Annotated in this window: 14 protein-coding genes; 9 read left to right on the top strand and 5 right to left on the bottom strand. The window is 57.0% G+C overall.

Features of this window, described 5'->3' with window-relative positions; genetic code table 11:
• The first annotated feature begins 151 nt into the window (after positions 1 to 151).
• Complete coding sequence (gene pckA / locus CWM52_RS12675; RefSeq protein WP_100684440.1) at positions 152 to 1,774, top strand: phosphoenolpyruvate carboxykinase (ATP); 1,623 nt, start codon at positions 152 to 154, stop codon at positions 1,772 to 1,774.
• Positions 1,775 to 1,862: 88 nt separating this feature from the next.
• Here the strand turns inward: pckA and envZ are convergent, their stop codons facing one another.
• Both envZ and ompR read right to left on the bottom strand, forming a co-directional pair.
• Positions 1,863 to 3,224 carry a two-component system sensor histidine kinase EnvZ gene (envZ, locus tag CWM52_RS12680; protein ID WP_100684441.1) on the bottom strand — a complete coding sequence of 454 codons (1,362 nt, stop codon included), beginning with the start codon at positions 3,222 to 3,224 and terminating at the stop codon, positions 1,863 to 1,865.
• Complete coding sequence (ompR, locus tag CWM52_RS12685) at positions 3,221 to 3,940, bottom strand: two-component system response regulator OmpR (protein WP_001157751.1); 720 nt, start codon at positions 3,938 to 3,940, stop codon at positions 3,221 to 3,223. Before ompR ends, envZ begins: the two co-directional genes overlap by 4 nt.
• Positions 3,941 to 4,187: 247 nt before the next feature.
• Here ompR and greB point away from each other — a divergent pair, with 247 nt between their 5' ends.
• From greB to feoC, 5 genes are all read left to right on the top strand, one after another.
• Positions 4,188 to 4,661, top strand: a complete 474-nt coding sequence (greB, locus tag CWM52_RS12690; protein ID WP_100684442.1) for a transcription elongation factor GreB — start codon at positions 4,188 to 4,190, stop codon at positions 4,659 to 4,661.
• Between the two features lie 101 nt (positions 4,662 to 4,762).
• On the top strand, positions 4,763 to 7,093 hold the full coding sequence (locus CWM52_RS12695) for a Tex family protein (RefSeq protein WP_100684443.1): 2,331 nt from the start codon (positions 4,763 to 4,765) through the stop codon (positions 7,091 to 7,093).
• Between the two features lie 405 nt (positions 7,094 to 7,498).
• Complete coding sequence (feoA, locus tag CWM52_RS12700) at positions 7,499 to 7,726, top strand: ferrous iron transporter A (protein ID WP_004868486.1); 228 nt, start codon at positions 7,499 to 7,501, stop codon at positions 7,724 to 7,726.
• Between the two features lie 29 nt (positions 7,727 to 7,755).
• A complete protein-coding gene (feoB, locus tag CWM52_RS12705; RefSeq protein WP_100684444.1) occupies positions 7,756 to 10,074 on the top strand; it encodes a Fe(2+) transporter permease subunit FeoB in 2,319 nt (772 codons plus the stop codon).
• A gap of 9 nt (positions 10,075 to 10,083) precedes the next feature.
• Positions 10,084 to 10,320 carry a [Fe-S]-dependent transcriptional repressor FeoC gene (gene feoC / locus CWM52_RS12710; protein WP_100684445.1) on the top strand — a complete coding sequence of 79 codons (237 nt, stop codon included), beginning with the start codon at positions 10,084 to 10,086 and terminating at the stop codon, positions 10,318 to 10,320.
• A gap of 62 nt (positions 10,321 to 10,382) precedes the next feature.
• On the opposite strand, the gene CWM52_RS12715 is transcribed toward feoC, so the two are convergent.
• Together CWM52_RS12715 and bioH are read right to left on the bottom strand one after the other, a co-directional pair.
• Entirely contained in the window at positions 10,383 to 10,652 is a 270-nt protein-coding gene (locus CWM52_RS12715; protein WP_100684446.1) for a YdgH/BhsA/McbA-like domain containing protein, read from the bottom strand.
• 109 nt (positions 10,653 to 10,761) lie between these two features.
• Complete coding sequence (bioH, locus tag CWM52_RS12720) at positions 10,762 to 11,544, bottom strand: pimeloyl-ACP methyl ester esterase BioH (protein WP_100684447.1); 783 nt, start codon at positions 11,542 to 11,544, stop codon at positions 10,762 to 10,764.
• Between the two features lie 37 nt (positions 11,545 to 11,581).
• Between bioH and gntX the strand changes: the two genes are divergently transcribed.
• From gntX to gntT, 3 genes are all read left to right on the top strand, one after another.
• Entirely contained in the window at positions 11,582 to 12,256 is a 675-nt protein-coding gene (gntX, locus tag CWM52_RS12725) for a DNA utilization protein GntX (RefSeq protein ID WP_100684448.1), read from the top strand.
• 58 nt (positions 12,257 to 12,314) lie between these two features.
• The gene (gene nfuA, locus CWM52_RS12730) at positions 12,315 to 12,890 is read left to right on the top strand and encodes a Fe-S biogenesis protein NfuA (protein WP_032690439.1); all 576 of its coding nucleotides are present in this window, start codon (positions 12,315 to 12,317) and stop codon (positions 12,888 to 12,890) included.
• A gap of 348 nt (positions 12,891 to 13,238) precedes the next feature.
• Entirely contained in the window at positions 13,239 to 14,555 is a 1,317-nt protein-coding gene (gene gntT / locus CWM52_RS12735) for a gluconate transporter (protein ID WP_100684449.1), read from the top strand.
• 102 nt (positions 14,556 to 14,657) lie between these two features.
• On the opposite strand, the gene malQ is transcribed toward gntT, so the two are convergent.
• Positions 14,658 to 16,745 (bottom strand): 4-alpha-glucanotransferase, encoded by a 2,088-nt coding sequence (gene malQ / locus CWM52_RS12740; protein WP_100684450.1) that lies wholly within the window; start codon positions 16,743 to 16,745, stop codon positions 14,658 to 14,660.
• Positions 16,746 to 16,754: the final 9 nt, after the last annotated feature.

The raw sequence follows: 16,754 nt of genomic DNA on the forward strand, positions 1-16,754 counted from the left end.
ATCACGCACGTTTCGTGACAGGAGTCACCGTGTTTTTCGTAAGTAAGGCGTTTGTCGAGATACGTAAATCTATGAGCCTGGTCGCGGTCTATACCCCGAAAGAACCCCTACAATTTGAAGCAGTATATATTATTGGCTAAGGAGCAGTGACATGCGCGTTAATAATGGTTTAACCCCGCAGGATCTCAAGGCTTATGGTATCAATGACGTTCAGGATATCGTCCACAACCCTGATTACGATACGTTGTATCAAGAAGAACTCGATCCCACTCTGGAAGGGTATGAGCGTGGCGTACTCACCGATCTGGGCGCGATCGCCGTCGATACCGGTATTTTTACCGGTCGTTCGCCGAAAGATAAATATATCGTTCGTGACAATACAACCCGCGATACCGTGTGGTGGTCTGATAAAGGCAACGGTAAAAACGACAATAAACCGCTCTCTCAGGAAACCTGGCAGCACCTGAAAGATCTGGTCACTCATCAGCTTTCCAACAAACGTCTGTTCATCGTTGATGCGTTCTGCGGTGCCAATGCCGACACGCGTCTGAGCGTACGCTTCATTACCGAAGTGGCCTGGCAGGCACACTTCGTCAAAAACATGTTTATTCGCCCGAACGATGAAGAACTGGCCAACTTTAAGCCGGATTTCATCGTGATGAACGGCGCCAAATGCACCAACCCGCAGTGGAAGGAACAGGGGCTCAACTCTGAAAACTTCGTTGCCTTCAACCTGACCGAGCGAATCCAGCTGATTGGCGGCACCTGGTACGGCGGCGAAATGAAGAAAGGGATGTTCTCTATCATGAACTACCTGCTGCCGCTGCAGGGCATCGCATCGATGCACTGTTCCGCTAACGTGGGTGAGAAAGGCGATGTGGCGGTCTTCTTTGGCCTCTCCGGCACCGGCAAAACCACTCTCTCCACCGATCCGAAACGCCGTCTGATCGGCGATGACGAACACGGCTGGGATGACGATGGCGTCTTCAACTTCGAAGGCGGCTGCTATGCCAAGACCATTAAACTCTCCGAAGCCGCAGAGCCAGATATCTATCACGCGATTCGCCGTGATGCGCTGCTGGAAAACGTGGTGGTTCGCGCGGACGGCACGATTGATTTCGACGACGGATCGAAAACCGAGAACACCCGTGTCTCCTACCCGATCGATCATATCGAGAACATCGTTAAGCCTGTCTCGAAAGCGGGCCATGCCACCAAAGTTATCTTCCTGACCGCGGATGCTTTCGGCGTGCTGCCGCCGGTATCGCGCCTGACGGCAGACCAGACCCAGTATCACTTCCTTTCTGGCTTTACCGCTAAGCTGGCCGGTACCGAGCGTGGCGTCACTGAACCGACGCCAACCTTCTCCGCCTGCTTCGGCGCCGCGTTCCTGTCGCTGCACCCGACGCAGTATGCGGAAGTTCTGGTAAAACGCATGCAGGCATCCGGGGCACAGGCTTATCTGGTCAACACCGGCTGGAACGGCACCGGCAAACGTATCTCAATTAAAGATACCCGTGCCATTATCGACGCCATTCTCGACGGGTCGCTGGACAATGCCGAAACCTTCACCCTGCCGATGTTCGATTTGCAGATCCCAACCTCACTGCCAGGTGTCGATACGCACATCCTCGACCCGCGCAACACCTACGGTTCGCCAGAGCAGTGGCAGGAGAAAGCCGACCAGCTAGCGAAGCTGTTCGTAGAGAACTTCGAGAAGTACACCGATACGCCTGCGGGCGCCGCGCTGGTCGCTGCTGGCCCGAAACGCTAACCGTGTAGCCATCAGCCATAAAGAACAAGCCGGGCAATGCCCGGCTTTTTTATGCTCTCGCGCCGACTCGCGCGATTCAGGCGGCCGCTCAGCTCTCTTTGCTCTGCTTCGTTGGCATTAACGCGCGTTGAACCGGCACCGGCAGCCAGGCGCGAATCAACAGCCCGCCCCGCTCGCTGGAGCCAATCTCCAGGCGACCGTTATGGTTATCGATAATACGCTGCACAATCGCCAGTCCCAGCCCGGTACCGCTGGTGCTGCGGGCGCTATCGCCGCGGACGAACGGCTGGAACAGATGCTCGCGTTGTTCCGGCTTAATCCCCGGGCCATCGTCCTCAACCTGGAACCAGGCGCTGCTCGCTTCGCTACCGCTGCTGACCTTAATCCAGCCGTTGCCGTAACGCGCGGCGTTAACCAGCATATTGGCCAGCGCACGCTTGATAGACAGCGGATGAATGCGCAGCGGAATCTCGCCGGCCTGCAGGTCCGTCGCAATTTCACGTTCGTAACCGCTTTCCGCCGCGATAACCTCGCCCAGCACGGCGTTCAGATCCGCCAGCTCCATCGGCATCTCCTGGCCCGTGCGCAGGTAATCAATAAACTGCTCGATGATGGCGTTACACTCTTCGATGTCTTTGTTGATCGACTCGGCAAGGTAACCGTCCTCTTCCCCCATCATCTCCGTCGCCAGGCGAATACGCGTCAGCGGCGTGCGCAGATCGTGGCTGACGCCGGCCATTAACAGCGTACGATCGTCCGCCAGCTGTTTTACGCCAGCGGCCATGTGGTTAAAGGCCCGGGTGACCGAACGGACTTCGGATGCGCCGTATTCCCGCAGCGGCGGCGGAATAATGCCGCGCCCGACCTGCAGCGCCGCATGTTCAAGATCGACCAGCGGCCGGTTCTGAATACGGATAAACAGCCAGGCGCCGCCAATCGCCAGCAGCATAATCGCCAGGGTATAGCGGAACAGCGGCGAGAAGTCGCCCTGATGGATTTCCGTCAGCGGTACGCGCACCCAGATATTGGGGGAGAGCCAGGTTTTCAACCACACCACGGGGGAGCTTTTGTTGACCTCGACCCGCACTTCGGTTGGCCCACCCAGCTGGTGCGCCATCTGCTGACTTAAAAACTCATAATGCTGCGCCCAGCGCAGGCCCGCGTCTTCCGCCGCTTCATTGGAATAGAGCGAAATGCCCAGCTCGCGATAAATTTCGCGGCGAAACGCCGGCGGCACCACCAGCTGGGTGCCATCCTCCAGCTGCAGTTTATCGGTCATCAGCATACGCACTTCGTATGCCAGCACCTTATTAAACTGCTGGAGGCTCGGTAGAATCGCAAAATTCAGCACCACCAGGTAGGTCGTCACCAGGCTGACAAACAGCAAGGTGACAATCAACAACAGGGTGCGAGCAAACGAGCTTCGCGGCGAAAAGCGCACGCGTTTCATGCCTTAGAGCCGTCCGGTACGAAGACGTAGCCAAGCCCCCACACGGTCTGGATGTAACGCGGATGTGCCGGATCCTCTTCGACCATGCGGCGCAGACGGGAGATTTGCACATCGATGGAACGCTCCATCGCCGAGTATTCGCGACCGCGAGCAAGGTTCATCAGTTTATCGCGGGAGAGCGGCTCACGCGGATGACTCACCAGCGCTTTCAGTACCGCAAATTCACCGCTGGTCAGCGGCATCGGCTCATCTTCACGGAACATCTCACGGGTGCCGAGATTGAGCTTGAATTTACCAAAGGCGATAACCGCCTCTTCCTGCGATGGCGCGCCCGGCAGCTCATTGGCCTGACGACGCAGCACGGCGCGGATACGGGCCAGCAGCTCACGCGGGTTGAACGGTTTTGGAATATAGTCGTCCGCACCGATTTCGAGGCCGACGATACGGTCAACCTCTTCCCCTTTCGCCGTGACCATGATGATCGGCATCGGGTTGCTTTGGCTACGCAGACGACGACAAATGGAGAGGCCATCTTCGCCCGGCAGCATCAAATCCAGCACCATCAGGTGGAAGGACTCACGAGTCAACAGACGATCCATTTGTTCAGCGTTGGCGACGCTTCGAACCTGGAAGCCTTGCTCGGTCAGATAACGTTCGAGCAGCGCGCGCAGGCGCATGTCGTCGTCGACAACCAGAATCTTATAATTCTCTTGCATTGTTTATACTCCCAAAGGTTCACTGCAATGGTCAGTGCGTATTCTCAAAAAAGCCCGGGTCGCCGACCAGCTAAATCTGGTATATATTCCGGGCTAAATTGTTACAAAGCATATTTAACAGCAGCTTAAGTATACATTTAATCATAAGACACATTATTTATCCTGTCGGTATTATTACGCACTGCGAATTGTGCGCAACCGCACATCGTCGCACACAGTGTCCGACAATCAGAAGGTAGAACGATAAATGAAGACGCCGCTGATCACCCGTGAAGGGTATGAAAAACTTAAAAAAGAAATGGACTATTTGTGGCGTGAAGAGCGTCCGGAGGTCACCCAAAAAGTGACCTGGGCGGCAAGCCTGGGCGACCGTAGCGAAAATGCCGATTATCAGTACAACAAAAAGCGTCTGCGCGAAATCGACCGCCGGGTACGCTATCTCACCAAATGTCTGGAACATCTGAAGATCGTCGATTACTCCCCGCAGCAGGAGGGCAAAGTGTTTTTCGGCGCGTGGGTTGAAATCGAAAACGATGATGGCGACATCAAGCGCTTTCGCATCGTCGGTTATGATGAAATTTTCGGACGCAAAGACTACATCTCTATCGACTCGCCGATGGCCCGCGCGCTGCTGAAAAAAGAGGTCGGCGACCTGGCGGTGGTCAACACGCCCGCCGGCGAAGCCAGCTGGTACGTCAACAATATCGAATATGTGAAATAACGCGCCCGGAACAATCTGAGAGCCTGATGCAGCGACTGGCATTTTGCCGTGTCAGTCCGTATAACTATCCCCTGATTTTCGACCCACAAGATGAAATAGACATGATGAATGATTCGCTCTGCCGCATTATTGCGGGTGAACTTCAGGCCAGGTCTGAACAGGTAGAAGCTGCCGTTCGCCTGCTTGATGAAGGGAACACCGTGCCGTTTATCGCACGCTATCGTAAAGAAGTCACCGGCGGTCTGGATGACACGCAGTTGCGTAATCTGGAAACCCGGCTCGGCTATCTGCGTGAACTGGAAGACCGCCGTCAATCGATCCTCAAATCGATCGGCGAACAGGGTAAGCTGACCGAGGCGTTGGAAAAGGCGATTAGCACTACGCTGAGCAAAACCGAACTCGAAGACCTGTACCTGCCCTATAAACCGAAGCGCCGCACCCGTGGGCAAATCGCCATTGAAGCCGGGCTGGAGCCGCTGGCGGACCTGCTGTGGAACGAACCGTTCCACGACCCGGAAACAGAAGCCGCGAAGTTTGTCGCTGCCGATAAAGGCGTCGCCGATACCAAAGCCGCACTGGATGGCGCGCGTTATATCCTGATGGAGCGTTTTGCTGAAGATGCTGCGCTGCTGGCGAAGGTGCGCGACTACCTGTGGAAGAATGCGCATCTGGTGGCCACGGTGGTGAGCGGGAAAGAAGAGGAAGGGGCAAAATTCCGCGACTACTTCGATCACCATGAACCTGTCGCTACCGTCCCGTCGCATCGCGCGCTCGCCATGTTCCGCGGTCGTAACGAAGGCATCCTGCAGCTGGCCCTGAATGCCGATCCGCAGTTTGACGAGCCGCCGAAAGAGAGCCATTGCGAACAGATTATTATCGACCATCTCGGTTTACGGCTGAACAACGCCGCAGCCGACAGCTGGCGTAAAGGGGTTGTCAGCTGGACATGGCGCATTAAGGTGCTGATGCATCTGGAAACCGAGCTAATGGGCACCGTGCGCGAACGCGCGGAAGATGAAGCCATCAACGTGTTTGCCCGTAACCTGCACGATCTGCTGATGGCCGCCCCCGCCGGGCTGCGCGCCACCATGGGCCTCGACCCGGGTCTGCGTACCGGCGTAAAAGTCGCCGTGGTAGATGGCACCGGCAAACTGGTCGCCACCGATACCATCTATCCGCACACCGGGCAGACCGCCAGGGCAGCGGTTGTCGTCGCCGCGCTGTGTGAGAAGCACAACGTTGAGCTGGTCGCTATCGGCAACGGCACCGCCTCCCGCGAAACCGAACGCTTCTTCCTCGATGTGCAGCAGCAGTTCCCGAAAGTCACCGCGCAGAAAGTCATCGTCAGCGAAGCCGGGGCTTCCGTCTACTCGGCTTCCGAACTGGCGGCCCTGGAGTTCCCGGACCTCGATGTTTCTCTGCGCGGCGCCGTTTCAATCGCCCGCCGTCTGCAGGATCCGCTGGCCGAGCTGGTGAAAATCGATCCGAAATCCATCGGCGTGGGCCAGTACCAGCACGACGTCAGCCAGTCGCAGCTGGCGCGCAAGCTGGATGCGGTGGTCGAAGACTGTGTTAACGCCGTCGGCGTGGATCTGAACACCGCTTCCGTGCCGCTGCTCACCCGCGTAGCGGGCCTGACTCGGATGATGGCGCAGAATATCGTCGCCTGGCGCGATGAGAACGGCCAGTTCCAGAACCGTCAGCAGCTACTGAAAGTCAGCCGCCTTGGTCCCAAAGCCTTCGAGCAGTGCGCCGGGTTCCTGCGCATCAACCACGGCGACAACCCGCTGGATGCTTCCACCGTTCACCCGGAAGCCTACCCGATCGTTGAGCGCATTCTGGCCGCCACCCGGCAGGCGTTAAGCGATCTGATGGGCAACAGCAGCGAGTTACGCAATCTGAAAGCGGCCGACTTCACCGATGAAAAATTCGGTGTGCCAACCGTCACCGACATTATCAAAGAGCTGGAAAAACCCGGCCGCGACCCGCGTCCGGAATTTAAAACCGCGAAGTTCGCCGATGGCGTGGAAACCATGAACGACCTGCTGCCGGGCATGATCCTTGAAGGCGCGGTCACCAACGTCACTAACTTTGGCGCCTTTGTCGACATCGGCGTGCACCAGGATGGCCTGGTGCATATTTCGTCGCTGTCGAATAAATTCGTCGACGATCCGCATACCGTCGTCAAAGCTGGCGATATCGTGCAGGTTAAAGTGATGGAGGTCGACCTGCCGCGTAAACGTATCGCGCTGACCATGCGTCTGGACGAGCAGCCGGGCGAGAGCAACGCCCGACGCGGCGGCGGTAACGATCGTGTGCAGGGCACTCGTCCGGCGGCAAAAGCGGCGAAACCGCGCGGTCGCGAGGTACAGTCAGGTGGCAACAGCGCCATGATGGACGCGCTGGCAGCGGCCATGGGTAAAAAACGCTAATCCCTCCCCGGCCCCTCATTGCAGGGGCCATTTTCCCGCCCCTTTCTCTGACCCAATAGAGGGTTACTGCAAAACCGCTTAGCGGCGGCGAATAAAGGCGGGTAAATAAGTTAATTCTCAAGGTTTCATTTTGTTAACCAATGAAACCTTAATTAAACATTAGATGACAAAATAAATATTCCCCTTATTTATCGCTACAGCGCAGACCTTGCGCCATATCAAAGAAGCAGCATATTTCCGGCAAATGGTGCTTATTAAGCCATTTATGTATTGATGATAAAAACCATTATCATTATCATCATTTGCAGTAAGTTTCTGTTTTTCTCCGTTGGCTATGCTCCCCGGTGCTGTGCGATGAGCGCACACGGAAAACTCTCGTTCAGTTAGCGATTACAGGTAGGCCCTATGCAATTCACTCCTGATAGTGCGTGGAAAATCACGGGTTTCTCTCGCGATATTAGTCCGGCTTATCGTCAGAAACTGTTGTCTCTTGGCATGCTGCCAGGATCCTCTTTTAATGTGGTCCGCGTCGCGCCGCTCGGCGATCCCGTACATATCGAAACCCGGCGCGTAAGCCTGGTATTACGCAAAAAAGATCTCGATTTAATAGAACTGGAAGCGGTCGCACAATAATACCTGATCCGGTACTCAGAGTCTGAAATATGAAAAAGTTAACTCTTGGTTTAATTGGTAATCCGAACTCCGGTAAAACAACATTATTTAATCAGCTTACCGGTGCCCGTCAGCGCGTCGGCAACTGGGCCGGGGTCACCGTCGAGCGCAAAGAAGGGGCCTTTACCACCACCGACCATCAGGTCACGCTGGTGGACCTGCCCGGCACCTATTCGCTGACGACTATCTCTTCACAGACCTCTTTAGATGAGCAGATCGCCTGCCACTATATCCTCAGCGGCGATGCCGACATGCTGATTAATGTGGTCGACGCTTCAAATCTGGAACGCAATCTCTATCTGACGCTGCAATTACTGGAGCTGGGCATCCCCTGCATCGTTGCCTTGAATATGCTGGATATTGCCGAGAAGCAAAAAATCCGCATCGACGTTGACGCGCTGGCGGCCAGACTGGGTTGCCCGGTGATTCCGCTGGTCTCGACTCGCGGACGCGGTATCGAAGCTTTAAAAATGGCCATCGATCGCCACCAGCAAAATACGTCGCTTGAACTGGTGCACTACCCGCAGCCGCTGCTGCGCGAAGCCGAAAAGCTGGCTCAGGAGATGGTGCCGGAGATCCCCCAGCGTCAACGCTGCTGGCTGGGTCTGCAAATGCTGGAGGGTGATATTTACAGCCGCGAGTATGCCGGGAACGCTGCGCATAAGCTCGATGATGCCCTGGCGAATCTGCGCGCGGACATTGACGATCCGGCACTGCATATCGCGGATGCCCGCTATCAGAGCATTGCCGCCATCTGCGATGCCGTCAGCAACACGCTCACCGCTGAGCCGAGCCGTTTCACCACCGCGATGGACAAAATCATCCTCAGCCGCGTGCTGGGACTGCCCATCTTCTTATTTGTCATGTACCTGATGTTTCTGCTGGCGATCAACATCGGCGGCGCGTTACAGCCCATCTTTGACGCCGGTTCCGTGGCTATCTTTATTCACGGTATTCAGTGGCTGGGCTATACCCTGCATTTCCCGGACTGGCTAACCGTTTTCCTTGCCCAGGGGCTGGGCGGCGGTATCAACACCGTGCTGCCGCTGGTACCGCAAATCGGCATGATGTATCTGTTCCTCTCCTTCCTTGAGGATTCCGGCTATATGGCGCGAGCGGCCTTCGTCATGGACCGCTTGATGCAGGCGCTGGGGCTGCCGGGGAAATCCTTCGTTCCGCTGATTGTCGGCTTCGGCTGCAACGTACCGTCGGTCATGGGGGCGCGCACGCTGGATGCGCCGCGCGAACGCCTGATGACCATCATGATGGCGCCGTTTATGTCCTGCGGCGCGCGCCTGGCGATCTTCGCCGTGTTCGCCGCCGCGTTCTTTGGTCAAAACGGCGCGCTGGCGGTCTTCTCGCTGTATCTGCTCGGGATCGTGATGGCTATCCTGACCGGCCTGATGCTCAAACACACCATTATGCGCGGCGAAGCATCGCCGTTCGTGATGGAGCTGCCGGTCTACCACGTCCCGCATATCAAAAGCCTGGTCATCCAGACCTGGCAGCGGCTGAAAGGCTTTGTGCTGCGCGCGGGTAAAGTTATCGTCATCGTCAGTATTTTTCTTAGCGCCCTGAACAGCTTCTCGCTCAACGGTAAGCTGGTGGATAACATTAACGATTCGGCGCTGGCCTCCGTCAGCCGTATTATCACGCCGGTTTTTAAACCGATTGGCGTGCATGAAGATAACTGGCAGGCCACCGTCGGGCTGTTTACCGGCGCCATGGCGAAAGAGGTGGTCGTCGGGACGCTGAACACGCTTTACACCGCCGAAGATATTCAGAATGAAGCGTTTAATCCGCAGGAATTCCACCTCGGCGACGAACTGCTGGCCGCGCTGGACGAAACCTGGCAGAGCCTGAAAAACACCTTCAGCCTGAGCGTCCTGGCTAACCCTATCGAAGCCAGCAAAGGCGATGGTGAAATGGGAACCGGCGCGATGGGCGTCATGGGCAGCAAATTCGGCAGCGCGGCGGCCGCCTACAGTTACCTGATTTTCGTTCTGCTCTATATTCCGTGCATCTCGGTGATGGGGGCCATCGCTCGCGAATCCAGCCGCGGCTGGATGTCATTCTCCATCCTGTGGGGACTGAACATCGCCTACTCGCTCTCCACGCTGTACTACCAGACCGTGAGTTTCAGCCAGCATCCGCGCTACAGCCTGGTGTGTATTCTGTCGGTGGTGCTGTTTAATATCGTGGTCTTTGGCCTGTTACGCCGGGCCCGTAGCCGGGTTGATGTCTCCCTGCTGGCTACGCGGAAAACGCCGTCATCCTGCTGCCAGAGTCCGGCGGGCGACTGTCACTAAGGCGTTATCATGGCATCGTTGATTGAAGTACGCGATATGCTGGCCCTGCAGGGGCGGATGGAGGCGGCGCAACTCAGCGCTCGCCTGCATACTCCGCAGCCGCTGGTTGATGCCATGTTGAGTCGTCTGGAAGCCATGGGGAAAGCCGTGCGCATAACGGAAGACGCGGACGGCTGTTTGTCCGGGAGCTGCAAAAATTGCCCTGAGGGGAAAGCCTGCTTGCGAGAGTGGTGGGCGCTGCGCTGATAACCCCTGGGCTAAGCCCCTTAAGTCGTAAAACCAAAGCGGGTCCTGAGACCCGCTTTGGCTTATTTGTAGACGTCGGCGTTAGCGTGAACGGTTTTCTCGTTTTTCGAACCGGCAATCACCACAAAGTACTTGCCGCCCAGCTCATCCGCCTTCTTCGACAGATCGCGCTTTGCATCCATCGGTGAAGTCGTTCTTGAAGTCGTAATGCTGCCGATTTTCGTCAGCTTCATTGACGCCACTTCATCTTTTTGAATCTCTTTCGCTGCAAACGCACCAAAAGACAGGGAGCCAATCACCAGAGATGCAACAATACCCGTCATTATTTTCATAGCCTCAACTCTCCATAAGGTTGTTTTTATTGGCCCCGGGGGCGACAGAAACGCATTCTCCCCGCGACAACCTAAGTATTGCTATGGTCGGGATTTTTGCCACAGCCCGCTAAAAATAATTGCGCAGGCGATTTTTCAACGCCACCAGAGGCTCACAGAACGCCTGCGGGTGCGAGATGAACGGCGCATGGGCCGCCTTGTCAAAGACCACCGATTCACTCTGCGGCCATAATGCATCCAGAACCGGGACAATTTTGCGCGGCACCAGGCCATCCAGTCGGCCATACAGCCGCAGGAACGGCTGCGCGAATGCGGACAGCGGCTGGCGTAAATCGGCCGTTTTCAGGATCTCCAGCCCGCCGTTCAACACCTCTGAAGACGGCATCGGCAACGACAGCACGGTACTTTTCAACGCCCGGGCATCCTGACGAGCGCTTTCCGTCCCCATCGTTTGCAGCGCCAGAAACCGCTCCACGGTACGCTGGAAGTCTTCGCTCAACTGCTGCTGAAACCCACTCAGCACCTCCGCTTTAATTCCAGGCCAGTCGCCATCGGCGCCAAAACAGGGCGAAGAGGCCACGGTGACCAGCGCCTGTACGCTCTCGGGGTGGTGCAAGGCAATCTGACTGGCCACCAACCCACCGAGGCTCCAGCCCAGCCAGATAGCCTGTTTCGGGGCCTGGCTCAGAACCTGCTGCGCCATCTCCTCCAGCGACAGGGCGCCAAAGCCGCTGCTGCGACCATAGCCCGGCAGGTCAACCAGATGCAGCGTAAAGTGCGAGGCCAGTTGCGGCGTCACGCAATCCCAAACCCTGGCATTCAGCCCCCATCCGTGCAGGAGCACAAGATGACAATTTCCTTCACCGACGGTTTGCCACCAGATGTCGTTCATCAGTTACTGTTCTCTTTCCACTATGACGAGGTGAAATATGCTAACAGCACACAGCTTATGCTGGCTATGCCAAATGCCGGTGGCGATCGCCAGTTGGGGCATCTGCTCCCGCTGCGCCGCCTCTCTGACACATCCCCCGGCGCTTTGCCCACGCTGCGGCCTGCCGGCAGCGGCCGGCAAACTTCCCTGCGGTCGCTGCCTGCAGAATCCACCGCCGTGGCACCGACTGGTGACGGTCAATGATTACCGGCCGCCGCTGAGCGGTTTGATCCATCAGCTTAAGTTTTCCCGTCGTCCGGAACTGGCGCCAGCGCTGGCGCGTCTGCTGCTGTTACGCGTTCGCCAGAGAGAAGAATGTCCCCGACCAGACCGTCTCGTCAGCGTCCCGCTGTGGCAGCGCCGTCAATGGCGGCGAGGCTTCAATCAAAGCGACCTGCTATGCCGCCCGTTGGCGCACTGGATGCAGTGCGCCTGGCACCATGATGCCGTGCGCCGCAACCGGCGCACGGCGACCCAGCACCACCTCTCCGCACGCTTGCGCAAACAGAACCTGAAAAATGCCTTTCAGCTTGAAATATCGGTACGCGACCTCCATATCGCCATTGTGGATGATGTCGTCACAACCGGAAGCACCGTCGCTGAAATATCCCGCCTGCTTTTGCGAAACGGCGCCGCGACGGTTCAGGTATGGTGTATATGCCGTACCTTGTAGACCCCTGCTGATGGGCGTATTATAACCCAGTAAAATAGTCAACTATTAGGCCAACGCTATGATCCGTATTTCCGATGCTGCACAAGCGCACTTTGCCAAATTGCTGGTAAATCAGGAAGAAGGGACACAAATTCGCGTATTTGTGATTAATCCCGGCACCCCTAACGCTGAGTGCGGCGTATCCTACTGCCCACCGGATGCGGTGGAAGACACCGACACGGCGCTGAAGTTTGAGCAACTGACGGCGTATGTCGACGAACTCAGCGCACCGTACCTGGAAGACGCTGAAATTGACTTCGTCACCGATCAGCTTGGCTCTCAGCTGACGCTGAAAGCGCCGAACGCCAAGATGCGCAAAGTTTCCGACGACGCTCCGCTGATGGAACGCGTTGAATACCTGCTGCAATCGCAGATTAACCCGCAGCTGGCCGGCCATGGCGGACGCGTCACGTTGATGGAAATCACCGAAGACGGTCTGGCTATCCTGCAGTTCGGCGGCGGTTGTAACGGCTGCTCAATGGTCGATGTAACCCTGAAAGAAGGGATCGAGAAACAGCTGCTGAACGAATTTCCTGAGCTGAAAGGCGTGCGCGATCTGACCGAACACCAGCGCGGCGAGCACTCCTACTACTAAGTACGCCCCCTCTTCCCGATGTTAAGCCCGGCGGCATTTACCCTGCCGGGCCGCCCCTGCCGATGTTACCACGCAACATTTGCCCCTGAGCCGCCCGGCAAAAGCCCGGCAAAGAGTATGACTTAAGTCTCATATTTAAAATTTTACCTCGCCGGGTGATTCTCAACCCGCATATGTTACCCGTATCATCTCTTTCAGGCACCGCTGCTATAAAAATAGCCAGCTATCCTTTCTTACAGGAGTGATAGTCGATTTTATGGCGCCGTACCGTTTGCCAGCCCAGGCGGAGCAAACGAAAGAAGATTGAAATTTGACGTTACCCATAACAAATGAAAGGCCAGGTAAATTATGCCATTAGTCATCGTTGCTATCGGGGTTGCCCTGTTATTGCTGCTGATGATCCGTTTCAAAATGAACGGCTTCATCGCTCTGGTTCTGGTGGCGCTCGCCGTCGGGCTTATGCAAGGTATGCCTCTGGATAAAGTCATCGTATCCATTAAAAACGGCGTGGGGGGAACCCTCGGCAGTCTCGCGCTGATCATGGGCTTTGGCGCTATGCTCGGTAAGCTGCTGGCGGATTGCGGCGGCGCTCAGCGGATTGCCACAACCTTAATCGCTAAGTTCGGTAAGAAGCATATCCAGTGGGCCGTCGTGCTGACCGGTTTTACCGTTGGCTTCGCGCTGTTCTACGAAGTTGGCTTCGTGCTGATGCTGCCGCTGGTGTTCACCATTGCCGCATCTGCCCGCATCCCGCTGCTGTACGTCGGCGTGCCGATGGCGGCCGCGCTCTCCGTGACTCACGGTTTCCTGCCTCCGCACCCGGGCCCAACGGCGATTGCCACTATCTTCCACGCCGATATGGGCAAAACCCTGTTGTACGGTACGATTCTGGCTATCCCGACGGTTATCCTTGCCGGTCCGGTTTTCGCCCGCTTCCTGAAAGGCATCGATAAGCCGATTCCGGAAGGGCTGCACAACCCGAAAACCTTCACCGAAGAAGAGATGCCGGGCTTTGGCGTCAGCGTCTGGACCTCACTGGTACCGGTTATCCTGATGGCGATGCGTGCCGTTGCCGAAATGATCCTGCCGAAAGGCCACGCCTTCCTGCCGATTGCCGAGTTCTTCGGCGACCCGGTCATGGCGACCCTGATTGCGGTCCTCATCGCGCTGTTCACCTTCGGCCTGAACCGTGGGCGTTCGATGGAGCAGATCAACGACACGCTGACCTCGTCTATCAAAATTATCGCCATGATGCTGTTGATCATCGGCGGCGGCGGTGCCTTCAAGCAGGTGCTGGTCGATAGCGGCATGGATAAATACATCGCCTCTATCATGCATGAATCCAACATGTCTCCGCTGTTTATGGCCTGGTCTATCGCGGCGGTACTGCGTATTGCGCTCGGCTCTGCGACCGTTGCCGCCATCACCGCCGGCGGGATTGCCGCCCCGCTGATTGCCACCACCGGCGTCAGTCCGGAACTGATGGTTATTGCCGTCGGCTCCGGCAGCGTTATCTTCTCTCACGTTAACGATCCGGGCTTCTGGCTGTTTAAGGAATACTTCAACCTGACCATCGGAGAAACCATTAAGTCGTGGTCGGTGCTGGAAACCATTATCTCAGTGTGCGGCCTGATTGGCTGTCTGCTGCTGGGGATGGTGGTGTAAGCCAGGTATCCGCATAAAAAAGGCCGGGTCCGCATGTGCGACCCGGCCTTTTTGTTAGCCCTTTGCTACCATTTCCCCGGTGATGCCGGGGAAATGGCGGCACTACTTCTTCTTAGCGACAGCTTTGCGCCGCTTATCCAGATCCTTAATCAGCTTATTCACCCGCTCATCGGCAAACATCTGCTCAAGAGTGGTGGAGAGTTTACGCCGCCAGTTCGGATACTCGCTGCTGGTTCCCGGGATATTGACCGGAGTGGCCATTTCCAGCCAGTCTTCCGGCTGTAACCCCAACAATGCGCTGTTGCTGTCCGCGATGTAGCGCTGCATCCCACGATTGAGGGTCGACGTCATCGCCATCAGCGAGGCATGATGCCCGGCGCGTTTTGGCAGACAGCCGTATTGATGCAGTGCATCCAGCAGCCCCTGCTTCGCCCGTTCACGATCCTGATACAGACCACGTAAAACCACTTCATCAGGGTACAGACCTAACGATTTGCCCAGCGTCAGGTCTGCGCTTTCCCAATAGCCGCGCAGCGTCGGCAGGTCATGCGTTGTCGCCACCGCCATTGATTGTTGCGGATACGTCCGCGGCGCGCGAAACGTCTTCTCATGGTCATTTTCGAAATAGAGCACCTTGTAGGAATAGACGCCGCTCTTACGCAGCTTGCCGACGATCTCCACCGGTACGGTACCCAGATCTTCGCCAATCACCATACAGCGATGACGCTGACTCTCCAGCGCCATAATCGACAGCAGATCATCGACCGGATACTGCACATAGGCGCCGTGGTCGGCGGTTTCACCATACGGAATCCACCACAGACGCAGAACCGACATCACGTGATCGATGCGCAACGCACCGCAGTTTTGCATGTTGGCGCGCAGCAGTTCAATAAATGGCTCATAGGCACGGGCGACGATGATATGCGGATCCATCGGCGGCAGGCCCCAGTTTTGCCCCAGCGGGCCAAGAATGTCCGGCGGTGCCCCAACGGAGGCTTGCAGACAATACAGCTCGCGGTCGCACCAGGTTTCCGCACCGCCTTCCGCCACGCCCACCGCCAGATCGCGGTACAGGCCAATCGGCATCGCATCGTGCTGGCTGGTGTGCCAGCATTCGGCGAACTGGCAATACGCCAGCCACTGCAGCCAGAGGTAGAAACTCACCTCATCGGCCTGCTCAGTGCAAAACGCTGTCACTTCCGGGCTGCTGATATCCTGATACGCTTTTGGCCAGGCAGGCCAGCCCCAGCGGAGCGGATCTTGCTGTATCTGCCAGGCGTGCAGGGCATCATACGCTGCCTGCCAGTACAGGCTTTCGCCTTCACGAAGCACGAACTGACGGAACTCCGCCATCGTCTCATCGTGACGGGCGGAAAATCGTTTCCAGGCCATGCGCAGCGCGGTCATTTTCAGCGTGGTCACGGCGGTATAATCCACATCATCGGTTTGACGCGCGGCCTGTAATGCCCGCTGCGTCTGCGGCGATTGCCACCAGGCCTGCGCCTCTTTACTCTGACGGAAATCATCGACCGCGTTGACGTCAATATAGATAACGTTCAGCCAGCGGCGTGAGGATGGGCTGTAGGGGCTGGCGCTCTCCGGGTTTGCCGGGTAGAGCGCATGAATCGGGTTCAGACCGATAAACGCGCCGCCGCGCCGGGAAATTTCCGGCAGCATCGCGCGCAAATCGCCAAAATCGCCGATGCCCCAGTTTTTCTCCGAGCGCAGCGTATAAAGCTGTACGCAGGCGCCCCACAGTTTTTTCCCCTCTTTCAGGGCCTGTGGTTCATAGCAACGCACCGGCGTCACGATCGCCCGACAATGCCAGCGTTCGCCATCCTGAGTCAGGGTCAGCGAATGATAGCCTTCAGGCAGTCTGGCTGGCAGCGGGAGGCTCTCCCCGCCACGCACGTTGCCTTGATACTGTTTGCCCTCTTCGGTCGTGAGGATCCACTGAAATTCCCCGCGACCGGCGACCGGCAGCGACATTTTCTTGCCGTGAGTGAAAACCTGCACCGGCGGCAGCGGAACAACCGCCGCTTTCGCGGCGGTTGTTGTACGATGCATCGCATTCAGCAGACGTTGTTTAGTCGCCGCAGCAATCGACTGCGGCTTACCGTGCGCATTGATGTAGTCAGGACTTATTCCCGCCGCCAGCGCGGCGTTATCAAGGCGTTTAGTCTCCATAGGCCTGTC

Source organism: Raoultella sp. T31 (assembly GCF_002806725.1).
GTDB lineage: Bacteria > Pseudomonadota > Gammaproteobacteria > Enterobacterales > Enterobacteriaceae > Klebsiella > Klebsiella electrica.

Excerpts from the sequence above, each read along its gene's own strand:
- greB (WP_100684442.1), top strand. The coding sequence starts at position 4,188 with ATGAAGACGCCGCTGATCACCCGTGAAGGGTATGAAAAACTTAAAAAA.
- feoA (WP_004868486.1), top strand. The coding sequence starts at position 7,499 with ATGCAATTCACTCCTGATAGTGCGTGGAAAATCACGGGTTTCTCTCGC.
- CWM52_RS12695 (WP_100684443.1), top strand. The coding sequence starts at position 4,763 with ATGATGAATGATTCGCTCTGCCGCATTATTGCGGGTGAACTTCAGGCC.
- pckA (WP_100684440.1), top strand. The coding sequence starts at position 152 with ATGCGCGTTAATAATGGTTTAACCCCGCAGGATCTCAAGGCTTATGGT.
- gntT (WP_100684449.1), top strand. The coding sequence starts at position 13,239 with ATGCCATTAGTCATCGTTGCTATCGGGGTTGCCCTGTTATTGCTGCTG.
- ompR (WP_001157751.1), bottom strand. The coding sequence starts at position 3,940 with ATGCAAGAGAATTATAAGATTCTGGTTGTCGACGACGACATGCGCCTG.
- feoB (WP_100684444.1), top strand. The coding sequence starts at position 7,756 with ATGAAAAAGTTAACTCTTGGTTTAATTGGTAATCCGAACTCCGGTAAA.
- feoC (WP_100684445.1), top strand. The coding sequence starts at position 10,084 with ATGGCATCGTTGATTGAAGTACGCGATATGCTGGCCCTGCAGGGGCGG.
- bioH (WP_100684447.1), bottom strand. The coding sequence starts at position 11,544 with ATGAACGACATCTGGTGGCAAACCGTCGGTGAAGGAAATTGTCATCTT.
- envZ (WP_100684441.1), bottom strand. The coding sequence starts at position 3,224 with ATGAAACGCGTGCGCTTTTCGCCGCGAAGCTCGTTTGCTCGCACCCTG.
- nfuA (WP_032690439.1), top strand. The coding sequence starts at position 12,315 with ATGATCCGTATTTCCGATGCTGCACAAGCGCACTTTGCCAAATTGCTG.
- gntX (WP_100684448.1), top strand. The coding sequence starts at position 11,582 with ATGCTAACAGCACACAGCTTATGCTGGCTATGCCAAATGCCGGTGGCG.
- CWM52_RS12715 (WP_100684446.1), bottom strand. The coding sequence starts at position 10,652 with ATGAAAATAATGACGGGTATTGTTGCATCTCTGGTGATTGGCTCCCTG.
- malQ (WP_100684450.1), bottom strand. The coding sequence starts at position 16,745 with ATGGAGACTAAACGCCTTGATAACGCCGCGCTGGCGGCGGGAATAAGT.